This window comes from Roseovarius sp. 10 (genome assembly GCF_033100315.1).
GTDB lineage: Bacteria > Pseudomonadota > Alphaproteobacteria > Rhodobacterales > Rhodobacteraceae > M30B80.
Window position 1 is genome coordinate 1 of record NZ_JAWLVH010000005.1, and the last position, 17427, is coordinate 17427.

Annotated in this window: 18 protein-coding genes; 12 read left to right on the forward strand and 6 right to left on the reverse strand. The window is 51.2% G+C overall.

Annotation, left to right across the window (positions count from 1 at the left end):
- Nucleotides 1-284: 284 nt before the first annotated feature.
- Both RYZ18_RS13340 and RYZ18_RS13345 read right to left on the reverse strand, forming a co-directional pair.
- Entirely contained in the window at nt 285-1154 is an 870-nt protein-coding gene (locus RYZ18_RS13340; RefSeq protein ID WP_317657369.1) for a sugar phosphate isomerase/epimerase family protein, read from the reverse strand.
- Complete coding sequence (locus RYZ18_RS13345) at nt 1151-2059, reverse strand: NAD(P)-dependent oxidoreductase (RefSeq protein ID WP_317657370.1); 909 nt, start codon at nt 2057-2059, stop codon at nt 1151-1153. The genes RYZ18_RS13340 and RYZ18_RS13345 overlap by 4 nt, the downstream gene beginning before the upstream one ends.
- A 161-nt stretch (nt 2060-2220) precedes the next feature.
- Between RYZ18_RS13345 and RYZ18_RS13350 the strand changes: the two genes are divergently transcribed.
- The 4 genes from RYZ18_RS13350 (at nt 2221) to RYZ18_RS13365 (ending at nt 7087) form a co-directional block, all read left to right on the forward strand.
- Nucleotides 2221-3234 (forward strand): LacI family DNA-binding transcriptional regulator, encoded by a 1014-nt coding sequence (locus tag RYZ18_RS13350; protein WP_317657371.1) that lies wholly within the window; start codon nt 2221-2223, stop codon nt 3232-3234.
- A 74-nt stretch (nt 3235-3308) separates the two neighbouring features.
- The gene (locus RYZ18_RS13355; RefSeq protein WP_317657372.1) at nt 3309-4235 is read left to right on the forward strand and encodes a LysR family transcriptional regulator; all 927 of its coding nucleotides are present in this window, start codon (nt 3309-3311) and stop codon (nt 4233-4235) included.
- Nucleotides 4236-4349: 114 nt separating this feature from the next.
- Nucleotides 4350-5201: a shikimate dehydrogenase gene (locus RYZ18_RS13360; RefSeq protein WP_317657373.1), complete on the forward strand. Its 852-nt coding sequence runs from the start codon at nt 4350-4352 to the stop codon at nt 5199-5201.
- On the forward strand, nt 5198-7087 hold the full coding sequence (locus RYZ18_RS13365; protein WP_317657374.1) for a bifunctional sugar phosphate isomerase/epimerase/4-hydroxyphenylpyruvate dioxygenase family protein: 1890 nt from the start codon (nt 5198-5200) through the stop codon (nt 7085-7087). Before RYZ18_RS13360 ends, RYZ18_RS13365 begins: the two co-directional genes overlap by 4 nt.
- A gap of 152 nt (nt 7088-7239) precedes the next feature.
- On the opposite strand, the gene RYZ18_RS13370 is transcribed toward RYZ18_RS13365, so the two are convergent.
- Nucleotides 7240-8151, reverse strand: coding sequence for a LysR substrate-binding domain-containing protein (locus RYZ18_RS13370; RefSeq protein ID WP_317657375.1), 912 nt, complete (start codon nt 8149-8151; stop codon nt 7240-7242).
- Between the two features lie 97 nt (nt 8152-8248).
- Here RYZ18_RS13370 and pcaC point away from each other — a divergent pair, with 97 nt between their 5' ends.
- From pcaC to RYZ18_RS13405, 7 genes are all read left to right on the forward strand, one after another.
- Entirely contained in the window at nt 8249-8629 is a 381-nt protein-coding gene (gene pcaC / locus RYZ18_RS13375) for a 4-carboxymuconolactone decarboxylase (RefSeq protein ID WP_411567125.1), read from the forward strand.
- Between the two features lie 51 nt (nt 8630-8680).
- Entirely contained in the window at nt 8681-9403 is a 723-nt protein-coding gene (gene pcaH, locus RYZ18_RS13380; protein WP_317657377.1) for a protocatechuate 3,4-dioxygenase subunit beta, read from the forward strand.
- Entirely contained in the window at nt 9403-9957 is a 555-nt protein-coding gene (gene pcaG / locus RYZ18_RS13385) for a protocatechuate 3,4-dioxygenase subunit alpha (protein WP_317657378.1), read from the forward strand. Before pcaH ends, pcaG begins: the two co-directional genes overlap by 1 nt.
- Nucleotides 9950-10801, forward strand: a complete 852-nt coding sequence (locus RYZ18_RS13390) for a 3-keto-5-aminohexanoate cleavage protein (RefSeq protein ID WP_317657379.1) — start codon at nt 9950-9952, stop codon at nt 10799-10801. The genes pcaG and RYZ18_RS13390 overlap by 8 nt, the downstream gene beginning before the upstream one ends.
- Complete coding sequence (gene pcaD / locus RYZ18_RS13395) at nt 10794-11579, forward strand: 3-oxoadipate enol-lactonase (protein ID WP_317657380.1); 786 nt, start codon at nt 10794-10796, stop codon at nt 11577-11579. Before RYZ18_RS13390 ends, pcaD begins: the two co-directional genes overlap by 8 nt.
- Complete coding sequence (locus RYZ18_RS13400; RefSeq protein WP_317657381.1) at nt 11576-12631, forward strand: 3-carboxy-cis,cis-muconate cycloisomerase; 1056 nt, start codon at nt 11576-11578, stop codon at nt 12629-12631. Before pcaD ends, RYZ18_RS13400 begins: the two co-directional genes overlap by 4 nt.
- Before the next feature lie 702 nt (nt 12632-13333).
- Nucleotides 13334-13609 (forward strand): hypothetical protein, encoded by a 276-nt coding sequence (locus RYZ18_RS13405; protein WP_317657382.1) that lies wholly within the window; start codon nt 13334-13336, stop codon nt 13607-13609.
- A gap of 35 nt (nt 13610-13644) precedes the next feature.
- Here the strand turns inward: RYZ18_RS13405 and RYZ18_RS13410 are convergent, their stop codons facing one another.
- Complete coding sequence (locus RYZ18_RS13410; protein ID WP_317657383.1) at nt 13645-13932, reverse strand: oligopeptide/dipeptide ABC transporter ATP-binding protein; 288 nt, start codon at nt 13930-13932, stop codon at nt 13645-13647.
- Nucleotides 13933-14360: 428 nt separating this feature from the next.
- Between RYZ18_RS13410 and RYZ18_RS13415 the strand changes: the two genes are divergently transcribed.
- Nucleotides 14361-14804 carry a hypothetical protein gene (locus RYZ18_RS13415; RefSeq protein WP_317657384.1) on the forward strand — a complete coding sequence of 148 codons (444 nt, stop codon included), beginning with the start codon at nt 14361-14363 and terminating at the stop codon, nt 14802-14804.
- Here the strand turns inward: RYZ18_RS13415 and RYZ18_RS13420 are convergent.
- Nucleotides 14754-15662, reverse strand: coding sequence for a DMT family transporter (locus tag RYZ18_RS13420; protein ID WP_317657385.1), 909 nt, complete (start codon nt 15660-15662; stop codon nt 14754-14756). The two genes, RYZ18_RS13415 and RYZ18_RS13420, sit on opposite strands and share 51 nt — an antisense overlap.
- A 491-nt stretch (nt 15663-16153) precedes the next feature.
- A complete protein-coding gene (locus RYZ18_RS13425) occupies nt 16154-17365 on the reverse strand; it encodes a TRAP transporter fused permease subunit (protein ID WP_317657386.1) in 1212 nt (403 codons plus the stop codon).
- Between the last annotated feature and the right edge of the window lie 62 nt (nt 17366-17427).

Here is a 17427-nt window from a genome sequence, read left to right on the forward strand (position 1 = left end):
TGGCGCAGGGAACGTTTCCAGTAACAAACTCTCTCCCCTGTCATATTGATTTCGCTCAAAGGATTTCGTCAAAAACCTCATCTGCCGATTGGTTTTTCCCCATTTAAACTTACAGGCTAAGGTAAAGAGCAGAAGACATGAGTGAAGCTGAAAATTGAAACATTGGGGCAAAGTTGCAGCGGGGGCTGGATTAGCCCTATGTCTAACTGTCATCATGCAAACATAATTTAGATGTCATAGCACTGCCGGACGACTGCAACGGTTTTTGTGACAGACTCGGTACCCTATGCGTTCAAAAAGTGTGCTTTGAAACGCTCAATGCACGTCCGAAAGCCTGCCTCAAAATCGCCATCACCATCGTGATAAACACTTTCAAATGAAATCACGCCGTCATAGCCATCACGTTGCAAAGCATTGGCGATTTGCGGAAAATAGGGTGCCAACTGCCCTTCATCCATAGGGCGCACCTCGAGGCGCGCGCGAGGCGTGTCAACTTGAACATCTTTTATATGTACGTGTCCCAAATAACCTTCGCGTAGCTCGTTATATCCATCAGGATAAGCGACTTCATGGCACCAACAATTATTTGCCGGATCCCACAAAACACCCAAAACATCCTTCGCATCCAGATCATCAATCAAGCGTCGACCGGTATAGCTTGAATTCACCATGGTGCCGTTACCGGTTTCAACTACTAACTTCACCTCTTCAGAACGCGCCAACTCGATCGCTGGAGCAATTAACGGCAAGATCGCATCCCAAGCCCCTTTTGCAACGTTCCACTGTTCCGCGCCATGGCCGCCCCAAAGAATTTGTTCTTTCTTTGGCGTCATGATGCGAACAAGACCTGCATCTAAAATGTGCGCCATTTCTATCACGCGCTTCAAGGCATCCATATGGGTTTGGTGTAGAGTATCGTTGGGACGATTTTGTTGTGTCATGCCAGCAAAAATATGGCGCGATAAGCATGAAACAGGTTTCCCTCGATCTCGAAGCAGACGATCTATTTCAGAGATTTGTTGCGCGGTATGATCGCCCACTTCTGCATCCCACACGAACTGCAACTCGGCATATTCAAGATCGAACTCATCCATGACATCCACAGCATGGTAAAGATCACGACTGATACCATCGCAAATAACGCCTAGTTTCATTTCGCAGCCCTCGCTCCGTTACGGTGCAATTCTACACCAACAATGTCCTCGATAACGCGTGTACACACCCAATTATCTCCATTCGGATATTTCGACTTTCCAGCATGAAATATTTGCATCGCTTGCGCTGCCATATGCAGAGGGACGTTCATGTTTTGCGCTAAGTCTAACGAGATAGTGAGATCTTTATGCATTGTAGAAATATGGCTGCCTGTACCTTCGAACTTACGATCGATAATGTTTTCGAGGGCGGCCTTAGTGACACCACACCCCGCCCCTGATGTTGTGAACACGTCGTGGATAACTTGCCCTGAAATACCTGCCTTGGCCGCAAGAACGCTCGCTTCGAAATTGGCGGCGAAGATTGATCCAATAACCGTTTGTAAGCATGCTTTGACTGTCTGGCCCTGGCCAGGGATATCTCCCACGTGATGAATTGTGGAAGAAACAGCCTTCATCACTGTTTCTGCGCGCTTAAGCACATTAGACGGGGCTGCTGCCATCATTGTTAATGTGCCTGACTGCGCACCGGGAAATCCGCCAGAAACAGGTGTGTCGATTAGGGCTAAGCCTGTATCCTGCAAACCTTCAGCGATCTCAGTCAGTTCAGATGGCTTAATTGTTGCGGTGATTAGGATCAGACCACCTTGTTTCATGCTTTGAACCAGTCCACCTTGCCCAAATATAACATCTTTGGCTTGAGTACCGGTCATTACCATCACAAAAATAGCATCGGCATTACGTCCCAGCTGCGCAATATCTGATGCGGGACTTCCTCCAAACTCTGCGAATGCCCTCATGCGTTTAACGTCAATATCAAAGCCCCAGGTTTCAAATCCAGCCTTGATCAGGTTCAACGCTAAGCCGCTGCCCATATCACCTAGGCCAATTACTCCCGCTTTCATTGCGATCCTCCCTTTGTCAAAACGCACAATCAAGAAACGAGACTAACAAAGCGAAAATACCAAGAAAAATTGAACATACTGAGAGTATTTGATTTAATTTGATGTAATCATAATTTATATTTTGGATTATTTGATGTGTTTTGATGTATTTAGGATGAGCTATGACGGGTCGCGCTCGCATCAAAGAAATCGCTGCACTTGCCAATGTTGGTACGGCAACGGTTGATCGTGTTTTGCACGGACGTAGCCATGTCGCCCACGCAACCAGACAAAAAGTCTTACAAGCCCAATCCGCAATTGAAAGTGGCGCATGGACTGTTCACGGGCCTAGGCCATGGCGTTTAAAAGTCATACTGCCAGAAATGGCTGGGCTTTCGACAGAGTACTTAGCGCGATGTTTTGAAGAATTTGGAGCGCGAGGCAACGCGGTTGTTGAATGCGGCTTTTCGAAAAAACTAGAGCCTAAGGCGCTTGCTAGAAAATTGCGGAGTTGCGGGTCTGGCAAATGGGACGCAGTAGCGTTTCAAGCGCTGGAAGATCCGAGAGTGAGAGAGGCAGTCTCCTATCTCAAAGAGCGTGAAGTACCGTGTTTGAGTTTGCTATCACCGCTCCCCAATTCTGACGTAGTTGGTTTTGCGGGTAGCGATGCTCGCTCTGCAGGACGGACAGCGGGACTTTTGATGGGGTCAAGTTGCTCACATGGTGGTACACTTGCCATTATTTCTGGCGGCCAACTTTATCGATCTCATGAGAGCCGCGAGATGGGATTTCGGTCACACATTCGAGAGCATGCAAAACACCTTACGGTTCTTGATACCTTGATAGGTCAAGACGACAGCGATCAGAATTACCAAAACGTGACGGCACTCATACGCGGCTGCCCAGATTTGGTAGGCATTTATAATGTTGGCGGTGGGAACGAAGGTATTGTTCAAGCGCTTCAAGAGGCTGATTTAGCAAACGAAGTTTGTGTTATCGCACACAACCTTACTCCGAGAACACGCAAACATCTCAGCGAAGGCACTGTGAACTTTATATTACATCAAGACATGCGTCTTCTCGCTGAGCGATCAATGAATGCAATAATAGGCTCTCTCGCGAAAGAACACCACGAACCCAGCTTGATTCCAATTGAAATCGTTACGCGTGAAAATCTGGAGTGGCGTAATTTGTAGAGCCCATTTTGGTCAGCAGCTGGTGAATTGCCATATAAAGCCGTCTGGATTTTAAATACTAGGAGTATCACCCAATGAACGACATGACCTTGCGGCAAATCGAAGTAATACGTGCTGTCATGCTGACGGGCACAATCTCTGGAGCAGCGGGGCTTCTGAATGTCTCTGCTCCAGGTATTAGTCGCCTAGTCAAACACACGGAAGAAACGTTGGGAATACGATTGTTCGAGCGTAAAGCTGGGGTATTCATACCATCAGTTGAAGCCAGCCGCGTATTTGACCAAGTGCGGGAAGTTTATAGACAAGTTGAAAGTTTGAATGCGGCAGTAAGCTCCCTCAAGTGCGGCGAAGATGTTAGGCTGTCATTTGCCACCGCTCCCTCAATTGCACAATTTATCGCTGCGCGAGTTTTGCAGAAAGTGAGAGGCGTTTATGGTGACTTATTTGTCGACATGAATGTTCTCAAAATTGAAGAGGCGGTGGATTACCTTCTGTTAGAAAGAGGTGAATTTGTGATCATGAGCTCCCCTGTTAAAAACGCGGCTATAGAAAATGAAGAGATCGCAGAGGGACGGTTGGTTGCTATTTTGCCTGAGGGGCACGAGCTATCCCAGAAAGAACAAGTTTCAGCATCGGATCTTGCTCGTGAACCAGTCATAGGTGTTGATCCAAATGATCCATATGGAGCGCTATTAGCGAAGCCGTTCGTGCAGGCTGGCATTGAGATCAAATATGCGATGCGCGGACGCTTTGCACAGACCGTTGTTAGTCTAGTGAGACACGGTCTTGGGGTGGCGGTTATCGATGAATTTTCAGTAGCGGAAGTCTATATGCCTGGATTGGTGCGCCGTCCGCTCGTCGAAGATGTCCCTATAAAATCATATGTGACGCGCAAAAAAGGGCGCGTGCTGTCTCGATTTGCAGAAGACTCGATTAATCACTTCCGACGTCAACTAGAGCGTGCGGTCAAAGATGGCCCTTGGTATCGCGCACAGAAATAACATTATGTTAATGGTAAAATAAATTAAATATTTGACGTTAATTTTTGTTGCGCCGACAATGAACGCATCACTACTGGCATCGCGTAAAGCTGGGCCTTTTGGGAGAAAGTGTTCATGAACAAAAAGGTTGATATTTATCTTGGCCTTATTGGCGACAATATAGCTCAATCAAAGGCGCCGCTACTGCATCACCTCGCAGGTCTACAAAACGGAATGAGCGTTCAGTATGACCGTCTCGTTCCTAGCGAGCAGAAAAAAGATTTTGATGCGCTCTTTGATGCTTGTCCGTTAAGTGGATATCGCGCCATCAACGTAACTTATCCTTACAAAGAGCGTGCAGCGCGCAAAGTGTTAATAAGTGACCCACTAGTCCGGGCCATGGGAGCAGTGAACACAGTCTTATTCAAGGAAAATGGGCCTGTTGGATATAATACTGATTATTCTGGGTTCATCGCGGCATACCGTAATCAACGTGGCGATAAGCTGCCCGGTGTGGCGTGTTTAATTGGCACCGGGGGCGTGGGGAGAGCACTTGCTTTCGCGTTAATTGCTCTTGGCACTAATGAGATAAGACTCGTCGATAACGACAAAACAAAAGCTGACGTGTTAGCTGACGATTTGCGCAAAGTGGTACCAACTGTATCGGTGCGCGTGATGGATAACGCCGCTAGTGCGGCTGACGGCGCATCAGGGCTTCTAAACGGTACTCCAATTGGCATGGTGGGTTATGAAGGTACGCCTTTACCTGCGTCGGCGTTGACCGGAGCGGTCTGGGCTTTCGATGCAGTTTACACGCCAGTCAATACTGAGTTCCTTATGGACGCGGAAAGTAGAGGATTAGAAGTCATTTCTGGATATGAATTGTTCTTCTATCAAGGTGTGCACGCCTGGTCACATTTTGCAAACTTACCCCTGGATGAAAATCGTCTGCGGATTGACCTCAAATCTGAAGGAAATGCAGCATGAAGACCTCTATTGCGACTGTCTCCATTTCTGGAAATTTGCGGGAAAAGCTCGATGCAATCGCCGCTGCAGGTTTTGATGGCATTGAAATTTTTGAGCAAGATTTTGTAGCAGATAGTGGAACGCCGCGCGAAATTGGTGACATGATCCGTGACCACGGTCTCGAAATAACACTCTTTCAACCATTTAGAGACTTTGAAGGACTCACAGGAGAAGCCCGTCGCAAGGCGTTCGACCGAGCAAAGTACAAATTCGACACTATGCAGGAATTGGGTACGGACTTGATTTTGTTCTGCTCATCCACTCGGGCTGATGGGCTCGGCGGAATTGATCGTGCTGCTGCGGATTTTTATGAGCTTGGAGAGCTTGCTGCAACTTACGACATTCGCGTTGGCTATGAAGCATTGGCATGGGGCAGGCATGTTTATGATCATCGTGACGCGTGGGAGATTGTGAGGCGCGCAAGCCATCCGAATATCGGTTTGATACTCGATAGCTTTCATTCCTTGGCAAGAAAAATCGACCCTAATACGATCCGCAGTATTCCCGGCGATAAAATATTTTTTGTTCAATTAGCAGATGCGCCTTCAATTGAAATGGACCTTTTTTATTGGTCTCGGCATTTTAGAAACATGCCAGGCGAAGGAGACCTTGCTGTAACTGACTTCATGCGAGCCGTCATGGCAACTGGGTATACCGGACCCATAAGTCTGGAAATATTTAATGACCAATTCCGCGGAGGGCTACCGAAAGGATTAGCAAGAGATGGCTACCGTTCTTTAGTGGCACTCATGGATGATGTTCGCAAAAGCGAACCCGGCATCACTGTTCCAATGCCCAATTTACCGCCGAGGATAGAGGTACAAGGGGTCGCATTCATTGAATTCGGAACTGATGAAAATGAAGCTGAGGCGCTAGGCCACCAATTAAAGTCAATGGGCTTTTTACATGTAGGAAACCACGTTTCAAAAAAACTTAAGCTCTGGCAGCAAGGTGAAATCCGTATTCTGTTAAATACTGAAAAAACCGGCTTTAGCCATTCATCTTTCGTAGCAAATGGTACGAGCATTTGCGACATTGGCGTATTGGTGAACAACGCATCCGACACTGTAAAACGAGCTCAAGCGCTGGCGGCGAAACCTTTCACACAACAGGTCGCTTCAGGTGAGCTGGACATCCCTGCAATTCATAATGTTGCGGGCAGCGTCATGCATTTTATTGATAAAGATAGCGGATTATCAAATGTGTGGGATGTAGAATTTGTCCCAGTTGAGAACAACATCGAAAATCAGGTCGGGCTGACCCAAATTGATCACTTGGCAGAAACTATGAGCTATGATGAAATGCTCAGCTGGTCATTGTTCTACACGTCAATTTTTAACATGGATCGCACGCCAATGGTGGATGTTATCGATCCTGACGGACTTGTCAGGAGCCAAGCAATTAAAGCAAAAAATGGCTCAATTAGAATAACTCTTAATGGTGCAGAGACTCATAGAACTGTCGCGGGCAGATTTTTGGCAGAGCGCTTTACAGGTGCTGTGCAACATGTGGCCTTCAGAACAGAAGACATTTTTAAAACTGCAGTAGGCATGCAAGAGCGTGGCTTTGAACCGCTAGAAATGACCGAGAATTACTATCACGATCTACAGGCTCGTTTTTCAATTAACGATGAAAATTTAACGCGAATGAAAGCGCTCAACATTCTTTACGACGAGGATCAAGATGGCGCATTCTACCAGCTTTATGGCAAGCCTTTTGCGGGTGCTTTATTCTTTGAAATTGTTCAACGTATCGATCAATACGACGGCTATGGCGCAGCAAATGCACCCTTTAGAATTGTTGCGCAAAAACGGCTCATGCGGCCAAAGGGAATGCCAAGCAAATGATTGCTAAAATAGGTTACTTCCACAATTTATCTTAGAGCTCTCGGGAACCACTCCAAATATTAATTTCTAAGACGCCATGTGTCGTACGCTTTGTTCCAACCGAGAAGATTGATCACTTTTTTAGCGCACAGCTAATTGTGGGCACTTGTTGACTATTGCTTAGATGCCGCAAATTGCAGGCATTCAGCAAAGACACTGCGCTCAACATTGATTGGCGCTCCTCTTGCTACGCTGAAGCCAACAGGGCCGGAAAGCAAAGGTGAAGACAGTGCAACAGCAACCAGCGTTCCTTCTTTCAATTCGTCGGCAACCACTCCATGTGAGATGAACCACAGCGCATCCGAGAGACGCACAAGCTTACGCCCCACTGGAAGTGCAACAGTCTCATAGGCCGCACGTATCTCTGGCAAACCAATACTGGAGAGGTAGCGCTCGACCGTTTGAAAAATAACTGCACCCTGCGGAGGTAGGATTAGTGTATAGCCCTCGATCTTCTGCTCCGGTACTGGCTCAAGTAATATGGGATGACCGGGACGGCAGACGAGGACGATATCCTCTATGTAGAGTTGCTGGAAGGTAACACCTGTTCGAGCGTCTCGCTCTGGCATTCTTCCAACCACCAGATCAACTTGCCCGTCTCGCAACTGATTGAAAAGAAGCCAGTTTGGCCCAGATTGAATTTGCAAACGCACATGCGGCATTTCCTTTCTGAATGCCAGAGCTGCTCGAGGAAGCAGATCCGTCGCAGCCGTCGGTAAAACCCCAATTGATAAACGTGTCGTTAGTTCGCCATCAGCTGTAAGGCGTTCTGCTCCTCGTATGAGTTCGGTGAGCGACGAGCTTGCGTGCCCCTGAAATACACGCCCGGCCTCATTTAGTCTAAGCCGCCGGCCGACGCGATCGAATAGTCGCACACCGAGCATCTGCTCCAACTCTTTCAGGCTGCGTGACACCGCTGGCTGAGTGATCCCTAACCTGTCCGCTGCAAGCGACACGCTTTCCGCACGCGCAATTTCTAGGAAGGTTCGAACGTGCCGAAGATTTAGATGCTGACCCCAATTCATAACATATTTGGTATATGATGTACCGATAAAAGCAATATAAAAAGCAAAATAATGATATATACTGAGATTAGGGTTGGATTAACGATGGAGAATAATGTTGTCCGAGCGTCACCAAAAAGGCATGCAGGTGCGTCGCTTAGTTCTTGGCGACGCTCATGTCGACCGTGCCGAAGCGGCAAAAACAGCCTTTGACGAACCATTTCAAACGTTAATCACCGAGAGTGCATGGGGCACAGTCTGGGCCGATAAGACAATCAGCCACCGTGAGCGCTCTATGCTAACGCTTGCTCTACTGGCTGCAACCGGCAACTTTGAGGAAATACCAATGCATATCCGCGCCACGGCGCGCACTGGCGCTTCCAAAGAAGATATAATGCAAGCATTTCTGCATGTGGCGATCTACGCAGGAGTGCCGAAGGCAAACCATGCCATCAAACTGGCAAAACAGACCTTCAGCGAAATGGAAGAGTGTCCATGACCCACCAGATGCCACTACGACACAGATCATCCGCATAAAAGGGGAAGTAATATGACAGGATTAATTTCTGCCCGTGATTTAGACTGGCACCCCGCACCACTAGCACCCGACTATCGCAGCTCAATCTTGCGTTCCCCAGCCCATGCGCGTCTCCACTATGATCCAACTGAAACTGAGATGACTGGACCGACATTTGGCCATAACATGCTTGGAGCGTTGGATGACAATTTGATCCTGAACTACGCAAATCCTGGGGAAGCAGCCATCGGCCCGCGCATCATCGTACATGGTAAGCTGATAGACGAAGATGGCCGTCCGGTACCTGGAAAATTGATCGAAGTCTGGCAAGCTAACGCAGGCGGTCGCTATCGGCACAAAAAAGATGGCTACACTGCGCCGCTTGATCCAAACTTTGGGGGCTGTGGGCGTTGCATCTCTGGGGAGGATGGGAGCTATAGCTTCCAAACCATTCAGCCAGGCCCCTACCCCTGGCCCAATGGTGGCAATGACTGGCGTCCGGCGCACATCCATTTTTCGGTTTTCGGCGATGGATTTGCACAGCGCTTGATCACCCAAATGTATTTCGAAGGCGACCCTCACATCGCGCTCTGTCCAATTGTTCAGTCGATACCTTCAACCCAAGCCATCAACACACTGGTTGCACGATTGGATATGTCGAACACGATCCCGATGGACATTCGAGCTTACCGTTTTGACATAGTGCTTCGTGGCCGCAATCAGACACTCTTTGAAAACAAGATGGAGGGATCGTGATGGCAAACTTCAAAGAATCTCCGTCGCAGACCGCTGGACCTTACGTGCATATAGGCTGCGTGCCCACTTTTGCTGGACTTGAAGGCATGTATGGCGGCAAAGACCTCGGCAACACGATGATTACCGGCAACCCCGCCGGCGAGCGGATCACCCTATGTCTGCGTGTCATTGACGCTGCTGGAGAACCAGTGACTGATGCGATGATCGAAGCCTGGCAGCCCGGTCCAGAAGGCTCATTCGGCCCGACCGAAGGCTTTAACCATTGGGGGCGCCAGCCGACCCATGCCGAAACCGGTGAGGCAATCTTCAAAACGCTTATGCCAGGCGCACCTACCGGCCAAACACCACATATTCTTCTCTGGATTGCTGCTCGCGGAATAAATATGGCGCTGATTACGCGAGTTTACTTTCCTGAAAACGACAACGCGGCTGATCCAGTCTTTGCTATTGCCGGGGAGCGTGCTGCAACACTTGTAGCCGAAAAAACCGACAACGGTTATGTTCATTCAATCCACCTACAGGGTGATCATGAAACGGTGTTTTTCGATGTCTAAACCTTGCATTATCTGTGTCGCAATCACCGGGTCTCTACCGACTAAAGCAAACAACCCCGCTGTGCCGATTACAGTGGCAGAGCAAATTGAAAGTACGCATGAAGCCTTCGAGGCAGGTGCAGCGATTATGCATGCCCATGTACGTAATGATGACCAAACCCCTTCTTCAGACCCCGAGAAATTTGCGGCTCTAAAAGAAGGGGTTGAGAAACACTGCCCCGGTATGATCATCCAGCTGTCTACTGGTGGAAGATCTGGCGCCGGCAAAACACGCGGTGGAATGCTCCCACTGTCACCTGACATGGCCTCACTGTCGGTAGGATCAAACAACTTTCCCACTCGAGTGTACGAGAACCCTCCCGATCTAGTCGATTGGCTGGCGTCGGAAATGCGAACTTACGGCATCAAGCCTGAGGTTGAAGCCTTTGACCTTAGCCACATCCATCAAGCGGCTATGATGCACGCTGAGGGCCAGATCATAGACACGCCCTATGTGCAATTCGTAATGGGCGTTAAGAATGCTATGCCGGTGGACCGCGATGTCTTTGATTACTACGTGAAGACAGTAAAGCGGCTGTTTGGTGACGACGCTCCATGGTGTGCTGCGGGAATTGGTGCACATCAGCTTACCCTGAACGAATGGGCCGTCTCATCAGGTGGTCATGCGCGAACAGGCTTGGAGGACAACGTCCGCCTCGATCGCGAAAAGCTTGCCCCGTCAAATGCAGCATTGGTGAAACGCGTTGTTGATCTTTGCCAGACCTACGAACGTCCAGTCGCCACTTGGCAGCAAGCTCGGGCAATTCTTGGGCTAAAAAAGGAGGTCGCGCAAGCCAATGGCTAAGTTCACTAACGTAAACGGACGCGTGTTACACTTTCGTTTTAGATCCGGCAATGGCGGCATACCCGTCGTTTTCGCAAATTCACTTGGGACCGACTTCCGCATTTGGGATGATGTTATTGCGCGCCTTCCGGAAGGCACATCAACCTTGCAATATGACAAATCCGGCCACGGCCTGAGTGAAAAGGGTGCAGTCACAATTTTTGACCATGCTGCGGACCTTTCCACTTTGATGGATTCCTTGGGTCTGACACGAGCATTGGTCTGTGGTGTGTCAGTGGGTGGAATGATTGCGATGGCACTGTCCGCCGCCCGCCCTGACTTGACTGCAGGGCTCCTGCTTAGCAACACAGGACACAAAATTGGTACATCAGAAATGTGGGCCGACAGGATCAGTGCGGTTAACGAACTAGGACTTGATGCAATGGCTGATGGTGTGCTTGAGCGGTGGTTCTCCAGTAACTTCCGGCAAAAGGAAACGGTTCAGATTGCTGGTTATAGGATGATGCTGTCGCGCACGCCTGTGCAGGGCTATGCATCTGTCTGCGCAGCAATTCGGGATGCCGATCTAGCGTCCGAAGCTGCGTCTATCAGTTGTAGGACGGTTTGCCTTGCAGGATCCGAAGATAAGGCAACAACGCCAGAGGTTGTCGCAGCCTTAGCCGACAAGATTACAGGAGCAATTTACCATGTAATCGATGGTGTTGGGCACATCCCGGCGATCGAAGCACCTGACACCGTCGCGCGGCTTATAAGTGAGCAGATGGCTCTCTTGGCATGACATCAATCTTTGACCATCCCTGGCTTGGCGGCCTCTTTTCTGACCCAGATCTTCAAGCGCTCTGGTCGGCCGAAGTTCAGATCATGCATTACCGTAAGTTCGAAATAGCTTTGGCGCATGCGCTCGAAGCACATGGGTTGGTAGCAGCCGGTTTAGGCCAAAAAGCCGCCATTCGCATCGAGCAAGCACCGCTCGATATCCCACAATTGGCCCGAGCGACCGCTATTGACGGGCTACCAATCCCCAACTTCGTAAAACAAATGCGTGCGGCTGCCCCAGACTGTGCAGAGGCGATCCACGCAGGAGCCACATCGCAGGATGTGCTGGACACAGCCCTATCTATTACGCTTGCTTCGACGACTAACCTTTTGACGGACCGCATCAGCAAGTTGCTTAAACATCTCGACGGACTTACAGAAGATTATGGCTGCAATCGTTTGGTAGCTCGGACGCGAATGCAGGCGGCATTGCCCGTAACAGCAGCTGAACGAATTGCTACTTGGCGTTCTCCCCTTCAGTCGGCGCTAGCCAATCTCAATGATACAAGTTTGCAGATTGCCCGCCTGCAACTTGGTGGCGCGGTGGGCACTCGCGATGCCTTTGAGGGCAAAGGGGACGCCATTGCTGAAGAAGTGGCCAAAGCGCTCACGCTCACTGAAAATGGAGTTTGGCACAGTGACCGTAGCCAAATTGCCAGTTTTGCATCTCTTCTCTCGCAGATCACTGGTGCACTGGGCAAGATGGGACAGGACATCGCGCTGATGGCGCAGCAAGGCGTGGACGCGATCGCATTGTCTGGCGGTGGTGGATCATCTGCGATGCCACACAAATCAAATCCAGTGCTCGCCGAATTGCTTATCACCCTTGCACGTTTCAACGCTACACAGCTTTCCGCCATGCATCATAGCCTCGTCCATGAACAGGAACGATCCGGCGCCGCATGGATGCTAGAATGGATGGTGCTACCGCAGATGGCGATGGCCACTGGAAGCGCGACTTTGGCAGCAAAAGACTTATGTCAAAAGATCAGACAAATAGGCGACGACGGTTAGATACCTTATTTCAGCAGCCTAAGACTGAATTCAGACAGGTTAGGAATACCTACGGCTGCAAATCGAGCTCTGTCTTGTTGATCTTTCGACACGTCTCAGAACTAAACATGCGCTAAACCTACATAAAAACACTGATTTTATTGAAATATTTTTTGAAGTGGCGCCCGGGGACGGAGCATAATTACGTTTTTAAATCATTGACTTAAGGACAAGTGGGACTTTTCAAAAAATTAATTTCATTGGATTTTTTTGGGATCTTAGTCCCACCCAATAGGGCAATTTTTTATGGTAGGCCCGGCGGGATTAAACCTATGCCGAACTCAAATTTATAAATAAGAAATTTGAAGCGTTCACACGTACGATTTTTCTAACGGTTTTCCTGCACTCGCAGGATCCTGTAGATGAAACGGTACGTACTATAATGTTTGCGCAGGCATAACCAAACTGCTCAAATTATGAGCAAATGATCCATTTGCGGTTCTAATTTCATGTTTTCCAGGCGGTTATCCGTAACCGCCTATTACGCCTGTTGCACTCCCTCCTCCGAAGGTCACAAGTTGAAGCCGTGGTTTTGGGAGTGAGTGCAATGACAGAATTCTACGAAAGCCCAATGGAATACGCGAGCTTCATATATGAGCGCAGCAAGGTCATTTGCTACGACCTTAAAAACAACGCGGGCTAAACGAGGATATTATCGACGCAGTGTACGGGCTTTTGATCAATGGCACTGTAAACGATCCGGTGCCGGATGGCGCAGATGCACCAACAGTGGCACCACTGGAAGCATTCCCCTATCTGGCATCGCCTAATACTGGAATGAAAGCATGGTTTGCTGCAGTCGCTGGCCGGATTTTAGCAGCATTATCTGTCGAAGGTCCAAGGCGGATGTTGATATTGTCATTCGGGGCAATGATTATCCTGATCCCGATACTCATTTTAGGAAAATTTGCATTAAATAGATTCAAGTCCAAAGCGTAATCATTCAGTGGTAGAACTAAATCCAAAACTCGGGCCTATGTTGCCTCAGCAAAATGACAAGCAACTTGAACACCATTGTCTAACGACCTCAGCTCTGGAACAAGTTTTGTGCATTTGTCCTTAGCAATTGGGCATCGGGTTGCAAAAGCACATCCGAGCGGCGGATTAAAAGGATCGGGTAATTCTGCATTATCCGCCTCTGGGCGTTTTAGGCGAACACCTACTCTGGGAGCACTACTGGCCAAAAGTTTAGTGTAAGGATGACAAGGTTTTGAAAATACCCGGAAGCCACATGCGCCGGCTCGGCTGAGATTTCGATTCATTTTCAGGGACTTGCGCAACCAGCACTCAGGGAAAGGTGGATTCCTGAAGGAATCCAGAGACCGTAGAAGTCACTCCGGAAGCCACCTCGCCTTCAGGCACCTTCTCCTGCCATCTCCCCACGCCTGGAACCGAGGCCGCCAGTGCGTCAATTAGACCTCTAAGAAATCGCTTTCTACCATGGCATAGATGTACCTGCGTTTATGTAGGTATGAACATGACTGCGGCTATCCTAGAACACGATCTGCCTGGCCTCCTCGTATCACTTCGCGTGGCCCGGGAGGACGCCGCTCGATGTGTGGCCCTCTTTACGCGGATGCGAGAGGAAACGAGTGCCACCGCGCGCCTATTGTCTTGGGACATAATTCGCAGGGATTGCCGTCTTGGCACCAATGTCTACGTCATGCTCCGTTTTGCTAGCACGCGAGCAATGTTGGAATGGAAGAGCGACCCCTCGCAGCTACCGCTGATGGCTGAGATCGAGGCGCTGGCCCTAGCCGAGATCACGGAGCGGCAAGCACGGGGGCGCAACGGATTTTTCGAGTTGGACACAGCCAGTGTCCCCCCGCCGCCAATGCCACCGATGTGGAAACGCTGGACGGTCAGCATGTTGGCTGTCTATCCCGCATTGGTCCTACTTGTCGTTGTGCTGGAGCCCGTAACGACACGGCTTCCCGCCCCCTTCGGCCTTTTCTTGGTGGCGCTCGTCCTCACTGGGTTGAACACGGCCTTCATACTTCCCTGGCTGAATAAGCATCTTCAAACGTGGCTTGCCAATAGCAAGACCGCCATTCAGGGCAAAGCGCAGTTGCGCGCGACCTGCTCAGCCGATTGCGACCATGACGACCCCGACCGTGGCCAGGACCGTCGCTAGCACCAGCCAGAGGCCAGGCGGTGGCTCGGTCTTGAATAGATAGGCGGCCAGATATGCGCCGATGAACAGCTCGGTGGTGCCGATGATCGCCACTACGGCCACATCAGCATGTTTTAGCGCGAAAAACAGCAGAACCTGACCGACAGACAACGAGGCCGCCGCGATCCACTGCCAGGGTCCGGCATCCTGGAAGACACCTGTCAGGCTAGCATGGTAACGCGCGCTGAACGGGGCCGCAACGATGTACCAAAGGACCCCTGTGATAGCGCCAACCATCGCCCCAAAAGCGGCATCCGGCACGGCCCCCATCGCCAGTTTCCGCGCCACATAGGCCGCTGCGTAGCACAGCGCACAGACGGCCCCGAAGATTGCGCCAAGCCGCAGTTGGCTGGCAGGCACTTCATCGAACGCCTGCCGTGCAGGCGCGCGTTCGCGCATCGTCAGGACGACACTGCCTAGGATCAGTCCCATGCCCGCAAAGGCGAAAGGCTCATACCGCTCCCCGAGGAGCACGAAAGCGAGGATCAACGAAAAGACCGGGATCAGCCGTCGGTAAAGACTGGCGCGAATGGCCCCGGACAAAGCGATAGCACGGAAATTGGTCAGACGTCCGAAGACTGTGGCCAGCAAGCCTGAGGCAACAAAAAACCCCATACCCGTGGCCAAAACGTCCCATCTTGTCGGCCATCCCTGCTCCGGCCCGAGCACGAGCCAGATGAGCGCCCCAAAAAGCAAGGTCAAAACGATCGACAGGAATGCGCCGTTGTCGCCCCGCTGATGCTGTGCGCCCTTGGCGATGGCCGCCCCAGCGAGGCCGAAGAAACCTGCCGAACACAGCGCGATCAGTTCGCCCAGCATGGCGCCTCCCCCACATTCTTGAACGATCCGATACGGACTTCTGAGATCCAAAAACACACCTGCACCAGAAGCTTCACAACGGCTAACTCTCCGGCGTGGGCTTTGGGCTTTCTGAAGCGCAATGAAGATTTCGCAACCGACACCCTGCTCTGCTCGCGCAGAACTGATCGCGCCATGATTAGCGCAGATCGTCGAGGGTCGATGTGATCGTCCAGTATGGAACAGCCTTGCTTCAAAATCGACCTTGCTCAGTAAAAGGACGTAAATGCCGCTTACAGGATTCAGGCAGGTACCGACGCCCTTTTGGGTCAAAAATTTAGAATAGTTTGTCCGACTTCTTATTCGTTTTTCTTTTGCAGGCGTTGTTCATGCCGCCAAACAATCGACGCCGTGTCCGCTACTTGGTCGAAAAGTTTCATATCGCTCTGCAAGTCTTTATGCGCCCGGTTGGCATGCAACCGGGTGCATGTTTCTTTGATGTAGAGTAATCTTCATGTGCTGTTTTTTGTCTGGGAACTGACTTGCTCTGTTTGAGAACGCTTATAGAAAACCCCAAGGAGCACAACTGTTCCCACGATCCCAATCGAAGCAATCATGGGTTCAGGGGCAACAGCGGCAACAGCTCCTACTAAGAGCATGATACGCTGGCCCCAGCCAAGGACCTTACTTGCTGCGCAGACCCATTCGACAGCCACGGCGATGGCCGCAGCCGCCGCCATACCGCCCACGGCGATCATCGCGATTTGCACGGGGTCGCCCTGCCCGATGATGGCAGGGTTCCAGATGAAGACGAAGGGCATCAGGAACCCGAGCACCGCAAGCCGCACAGCCGAGAACGCTATGCGGAACGGATCTTCCTGGGCGATGGCCGCCGCCGCGAGCGCCGCCACCGCGATGGGCGGTGTCAATGCCGACAGGATCGCGAAGTAGAGCAGGAACATGTGGCTGGCGAGCATGGGGAAGCCCACCTCGATCAAGGCCGGGCCGACCAGTACGGCAGCCAGGATGTAGGCTGATGGCGTCGGCATCCCGAGGCCGAGGATAATGGTCACGATCGCGGCGATGACCAGCGTGGCAAAGGCTGCCCCGCCCGATACTTCGATGATGACATTTGCCGCCTTCATCCCGAGGCCCGTCATCGACAGCCCTCCGATGACCAGACCCGCCGCGGCGCAGGCCCCGGCAACCGGCAGGATGCGCAGGGTCGTCTCGGCCAGCGCCTCGACAATGCGCCACAAGGTCATGCGTGTGCGCGCCGTCAGCATCGCCGCGGCCACGACAGCAGCCGCCCCCGCACCGGCGGTGAAGACCGGCGAATAGCCCGCCATCAGGACGCCGATGATGATCCCGATCGGGATCAGGAAGGGCCAGCCCAGCCGCACCGTGCCCCACAGGGTCGGCATGTCGTCGCCGTAGGGGCGCAGGTCTTCGCGCACGGCGCGCAGATGCACCTGAAGAAACACCCCACAATAGTAGAGAAGCGCAGGCAACACCGCGGCATAGACGATCTCTCGGTAAGGTGTGCCGGTGTATTCGGCGAGGATGAAGGCGGCCGAGCCCATGATGGGCGGCATCGCGCTACCCCCGGTCGAGGCGGCCACCTCGACCGCACCGGCAAAGCGTTTCGAATAGCCCAGCCGTTTCATGATCGGGATCGTGATCGACCCCGTCGCCACGACATCCGAAGTCGGGCTGCCCGACATCGTGCCGTAGAGACCCGAGGAGATCACCGCGATCTTCGCGGGGCCACCCNTCCGAAGTCGGG

Excerpts from the sequence above, each read along its gene's own strand:
- pcaH (WP_317657377.1), top strand. The coding sequence starts at position 8,681 with ATGACAGGATTAATTTCTGCCCGTGATTTAGACTGGCACCCCGCACCA.
- RYZ18_RS13355 (WP_317657372.1), top strand. The coding sequence starts at position 3,309 with ATGAACGACATGACCTTGCGGCAAATCGAAGTAATACGTGCTGTCATG.
- RYZ18_RS13350 (WP_317657371.1), top strand. The coding sequence starts at position 2,221 with ATGACGGGTCGCGCTCGCATCAAAGAAATCGCTGCACTTGCCAATGTT.
- pcaD (WP_317657380.1), top strand. The coding sequence starts at position 10,794 with ATGGCTAAGTTCACTAACGTAAACGGACGCGTGTTACACTTTCGTTTT.
- RYZ18_RS13420 (WP_317657385.1), bottom strand. The coding sequence starts at position 15,662 with ATGCTGGGCGAACTGATCGCGCTGTGTTCGGCAGGTTTCTTCGGCCTC.
- RYZ18_RS13365 (WP_317657374.1), top strand. The coding sequence starts at position 5,198 with ATGAAGACCTCTATTGCGACTGTCTCCATTTCTGGAAATTTGCGGGAA.
- RYZ18_RS13340 (WP_317657369.1), bottom strand. The coding sequence starts at position 1,154 with ATGAAACTAGGCGTTATTTGCGATGGTATCAGTCGTGATCTTTACCAT.
- RYZ18_RS13400 (WP_317657381.1), top strand. The coding sequence starts at position 11,576 with ATGACATCAATCTTTGACCATCCCTGGCTTGGCGGCCTCTTTTCTGAC.
- RYZ18_RS13425 (WP_317657386.1), bottom strand. The coding sequence starts at position 17,365 with ATGTCGGGCAGCCCGACTTCGGATGTCGTGGCGACGGGGTCGATCACG.
- RYZ18_RS13415 (WP_317657384.1), top strand. The coding sequence starts at position 14,361 with ATGTTGGAATGGAAGAGCGACCCCTCGCAGCTACCGCTGATGGCTGAG.
- RYZ18_RS13370 (WP_317657375.1), bottom strand. The coding sequence starts at position 8,151 with ATGAATTGGGGTCAGCATCTAAATCTTCGGCACGTTCGAACCTTCCTA.
- RYZ18_RS13410 (WP_317657383.1), bottom strand. The coding sequence starts at position 13,932 with ATGAATCGAAATCTCAGCCGAGCCGGCGCATGTGGCTTCCGGGTATTT.
- RYZ18_RS13345 (WP_317657370.1), bottom strand. The coding sequence starts at position 2,059 with ATGAAAGCGGGAGTAATTGGCCTAGGTGATATGGGCAGCGGCTTAGCG.
- pcaG (WP_317657378.1), top strand. The coding sequence starts at position 9,403 with ATGGCAAACTTCAAAGAATCTCCGTCGCAGACCGCTGGACCTTACGTG.
- RYZ18_RS13360 (WP_317657373.1), top strand. The coding sequence starts at position 4,350 with ATGAACAAAAAGGTTGATATTTATCTTGGCCTTATTGGCGACAATATA.
- RYZ18_RS13390 (WP_317657379.1), top strand. The coding sequence starts at position 9,950 with ATGTCTAAACCTTGCATTATCTGTGTCGCAATCACCGGGTCTCTACCG.